The 4,499-nt window shown below is 72.1% G+C and carries 4 protein-coding genes; all 4 read left to right on the top strand.

What is annotated here, in order from left to right:
* The first annotated feature begins 57 nt into the window (after positions 1-57).
* Positions 58-831, top strand: a complete 774-nt coding sequence (locus AB8Z75_RS31475; protein ID WP_369207996.1) for an adenosylcobinamide-GDP ribazoletransferase — start codon at positions 58-60, stop codon at positions 829-831.
* 140 nt (positions 832-971) lie between these two features.
* A complete protein-coding gene (locus AB8Z75_RS31470) occupies positions 972-2,525 on the top strand; it encodes a leucyl aminopeptidase (RefSeq protein ID WP_369207994.1) in 1,554 nt (517 codons plus the stop codon).
* 247 nt (positions 2,526-2,772) lie between these two features.
* The gene (gene lpdA / locus AB8Z75_RS31465; RefSeq protein WP_242750674.1) at positions 2,773-4,179 is read left to right on the top strand and encodes a dihydrolipoyl dehydrogenase; all 1,407 of its coding nucleotides are present in this window, start codon (positions 2,773-2,775) and stop codon (positions 4,177-4,179) included.
* Between the two features lie 62 nt (positions 4,180-4,241).
* A partial coding sequence (locus AB8Z75_RS31460; RefSeq protein WP_369207992.1) for a biotin/lipoyl-containing protein occupies positions 4,242-4,499 on the top strand: 258 nt, incomplete at its 3' end.

Genomic DNA, 4,499 nt, shown 5'->3' with positions numbered 1-4,499 from the left:
GCTCACGAGCCCTCCCCGACGCGGCGGGGCGGGGCGGGCCCGGTAACGTGCTCGGCCATGGATCGTTCCCCCACGCCAGGCGACGGCATACGGTTCGCTCTCGGCACCTTGACGGTGCTGCCCGTCAGGGTCACCCGCTGGGACCGGGCCGCGGCCCGGTCGGGCATGGCCTGCGCGCCGCTGGCCGGCGCGGTGGTCGGCCTGGCGGCTGCCGCGGTGGGCGGCGTACTCCTGCTGTGCGGCGCCTCCGCGCTCATCGCGGCCGTCGCCGCCGTGGCGGCCGGCGCCGTGCTGACGCGCGGTCTGCATCTGGACGGTCTCGCCGACGTCGCCGACGGGCTGGGCAGTGCGAAGCCCGCCGAGGAGGCGCTGCGGGTCATGAAGCGGTCCGACATCGGCCCGTTCGGCGTCGTCACGCTCGTGTTCGTGCTGCTGGCCCAGATCGCCTCCGTGGCGCGGTTGTTCGGTGAGGGCTGGACCGTGGGGGCCGCCGCCGTCGTGATGTCGGCGCTGGTGGGGCGCGGCGCCCTCACGCTCGCCTCGCGGGAGGGTGTCGCGGCAGCGCGGCCTGAGGGCCTGGGCGCAGCGGTGGCCGGCACGGTCCCGCGGGGCACCGCGTGGGGTGTGGCCGCCCTCGTGGTGGCGCTGGCCGTGGCGGCCGGCCTCGCGGGCCCTCTCGCGCTGTTCGCGGTGGGGGCCGTACTGGGTCTGTGCGCCGCCGAGTTGCTGCTGCGGCACTGTGTGCGGCGGTTCGGCGGTGTGACGGGGGACGTGTTCGGCGCGCTGGCCGAAGTGGCGGCGACGGGCGCGCTGGTGGTGGCCGCGCTCTGAGGCGCGGCGCGTGCCGGACCCGGCGCAAGTGCCCACCGTGCCCGTTCGGGGCGAGGGAGCGGGCATACCATGCCCGAAGCGTCCTGAGCCGGAGGCGGTTTCGCACTCCGCGCCCTGTCAAGGAAGAAGGTCTCTCCCACGTGTCTGCACTGACTCTCAGCTCCTCGTCCGCGGCGACCCTGCGCGCGGACGCTGTCGTCGTCGGCGTCGCCACAAGCGGCTCCGCCGGCAAGGCGGGCAAGAAGGCGCCGCTCGTCCTCGCGCCCGGCGCGGAGGCCGTCGACAAGGCGTACGGCGGCAAGCTCGCCGCGACGCTGGAGACGCTCGGCGCGAGCGGCGGCGAGGGAGAGGTGACCAAGCTCCCGGCGCCGCCGGCCGGCGTGAAGGCTCCGGTCGTGGTGGCCGTCGGCCTCGGCGAGGCGGCGGGCCCCAAGGAGCCCGTCGAGGCGGAGGTGCTGCGCCGTGCGGCGGGTGCGGCGGCCCGGGCGCTGGCGGGCACGAAGAAGGCGGCTTTCGCGCTGCCGGTCGAGGACGCGGAGGCCGTCGCCGCGGTCGCCGAGGGCGCGCTGCTGGGCGCCTACTCCTTCACCGCGTACAAGGGCAAGGACAGCAGCGCGAAGAAGGACGCCAAGAGCGCGCCGCTGGCGGAGATCGCGCTGGTCGGCGCGAAGGCGCGGGACAAGGCGCACAAGGCGGCGGCCGAGCGTGCCGTGGTGGTCGCCGAGGAGGTGCACCGCGCCCGGGACCTGATCAACACCCCGGCGAACGGCCTGGACCCGAAGGGGTTCACCGCCGAGGTCCGTGCCGCGGCCAAGGAGTACGGCCTCACCATCGAGGTGCTGGACGAGAAGGCGCTGGCCAAGGGCGGCTTCGGCGGCATCCTGGGGGTCGGCAACGGGTCGGCGCAGCCGCCGCGCCTGGTGCGGGTCGGCTGGTCGCACCCGAAGGCGAAGAAGTCCCTGGCGCTGATCGGCAAGGGCATCACCTACGACTCGGGCGGCATCTCGCTCAAGCCCGCGGGTCACAACGAGACGATGAAGTGCGACATGAGCGGCGCCGCCGCCGTCTTCTCGACGGTCGTGGCGGCGGCCAGGATGGGGCTGCGCGCCAACGTGACCGGCTGGCTGGCGCTGGCCGAGAACATGCCGTCGGGCTCGGCCACCCGTCCGGGTGATGTGCTGACCATGTACAGCGGCAAGACCGTCGAGGTGCTCAACACCGACGCCGAGGGCCGTCTGGTGATGGCGGACGCGCTGGCGCGGGCCGGTGAGGAGCAGCCGGACGCGCTGGTGGACGTGGCGACGCTGACCGGCGCCATGATGGTGGCGCTGGGTGCCCGCACGTTCGGGATCATGGCGAACGACGACGCCTTCCGCACCGCCGTGCACGAGGCGGCCGGTGAGGCGGGCGAGGACGCCTGGCCGATGCCGATGCCCGCCCACCTGCGCAAGGGCATCGACTCGCCGGTCGCCGACATCGCCAACGTGGGTGACCGGATGGGCGGCGGCCTGCTGGCCGGGGTGTTCCTGAAGGAGTTCGTGCCCGAGGACATCCCCTGGGCGCACCTGGACATCGCCGGTCCGGCCTTCAACGAGGCGGCGCCGTTCGGCTACACGCCCAAGGGCGGCACGGGCTCGGCGGTCCGTACGCTGGTCCGGCTCGTGGAGCGCACGGCGGACGGCGACCTGGGCTGAGACGTCCGCCACATCGCCGACGGGCGCGTGGGCCCCGCTCGCCGTGGCGTGCGGGGCCCGCGGCCCGCGACCGTACTTCGAGGTAACCGGCCCCGCGTCCCGGTTTCCGGCAACAAGTGCGAAGATGGGTCACTGGCAGGACAGGGCCCCGCACGGCTTGACAGAAGCCGACTGACAAAGGGCCGAGCAGACACAAGCGGCCGAACCTGAAGCCGCCCGGTCACAGGAGACCGGCTACGGCGTACCCATGCATGGAGGACGTGACGTGGCGAACGACGCCAGCACCGTTTTCGACCTAGTGATTCTCGGAGGCGGTAGCGGCGGTTATGCCGCTGCCCTTCGCGCCGCACAGCTCGGTCTGGATGTCGCTCTCATCGAGAAGGACAAGCTGGGCGGTACCTGCCTGCACCGCGGCTGCATCCCGACCAAGGCACTGCTGCACGCCGGCGAGGTGGCCGACCAGTCGCGTGAGAGCGCCGAGTTCGGTGTCAAGACCTCGTTCGAGGGCATCGACATGGCCGGCGTCCACAAGTACAAGGACGGCGTGATCTCCGGCCTCTACAAGGGCCTGCAGGGGCTGGTCGCCTCCCGCAAGGTCACCTACGTGGAGGGCTCCGGCTACCTCTCCTCGCCGACCTCCGTCGAGGTGAACGGCCAGCGCTACGAGGGCCGCCACATCCTGCTGGCGACCGGTTCGGTACCCAAGACGCTGCCGGGCCTGACCATCGACAACGACCGGATCATCAGCTCGGACGACGCCCTGGTCATGGACCGGGTGCCGAAGTCCGCGATCATCCTGGGCGGCGGCGTCATCGGCGTCGAGTTCGCCTCGGCGTGGAAGTCCTTCGGCGCGGACGTCACCGTGATCGAGGGCCTCAAGCACCTGGTGCCGGTCGAGGACGAGAACAGCTCCAAGCTGCTGGAGCGCGCCTTCCGCAAGCGCGGCATCAAGTTCAACCTGGGCACCTTCTTCGACAAGGCCGAGTACACGAACGACGGCGTCAAGGTCACCCTTGCCGACGGCAAGGAGTACGAGGCCGAGGTGCTGCTGGTCGCCATCGGCCGCGGCCCGGTCTCGCAGAACCTGGGCTACGAGGAGGCCGGGGTCGCCATGGACCGCGGCTTCGTCACGGTGGACGAGTACTGCCGCACCAGCGTGCCCACCATCTCCGCCGTCGGCGACCTCATCCCCACGCTCCAGCTCGCGCACGTCGGCTTCGCCGAGGGCATCATGGTCGCGGAGCGGCTGGCCGGGCTGAACCCGGTGCCGGTCGACTACGCCGGCGTGCCCCGCGTGACCTACTGCAACCCGGAGGTGGCCTCCGTCGGCCTCACCGAGGAGCAGGCCAAGGAGCGGTACGGCGCGGACAAGGTCGTCACCCTCAAGTACAACCTCGCGGGCAACGGCAAGAGCAAGATCCTCAAGACGTCGGGCGAGGTCAAGCTCGTCCAGGTCCGCGACGGTGCCGTGGTCGGCGTCCACATGGTCGGTGACCGCATGGGTGAGCAGGTGGCGGAGGCCCAGCTCATCTACAACTGGGAGGCGCTGCCCGCCGAGGTGGCCCAGCTCATCCACGCCCACCCGACGCAGACGGAGGCGCTCGGCGAGGCGCACCTGGCGCTGGCCGGCAAGCCGCTGCACTCCCACGACTGACCGCCGAGCAGTCACTCAAGGGCGCGACCCATCCGCACAGTTCGTAAGGAGCAACAGGAACCATGGCGGTTTCCGTAACCCTGCCGGCGCTCGGCGAGAGCGTGACCGAGGGCACCGTCACCCGCTGGCTGAAGGCCGAGGGTGAACAGATCGAGGCCGACGAGCCGCTGCTCGAGGTCTCCACCGACAAGGTCGACACCGAGATCCCCGCACCGGCCTCCGGGACGCTGTCCTCCATCAAGGTCGCCGAGGACGAGACGGTGGAGGTCGGCGCCGAGCTRGCCGTCATCGGGGACGGCTCCGGCGCCCCCGCGGCGGCC

Origin of the sequence: Streptomyces sp. PU-14G (assembly GCF_041028275.1) — a bacterium.
GTDB lineage: Bacteria > Actinomycetota > Actinomycetes > Streptomycetales > Streptomycetaceae > Streptomyces.
The sequence above is the reverse complement of the archived record's forward strand: the minus strand, read 5'-3'. Positions and strand labels throughout refer to the sequence as shown.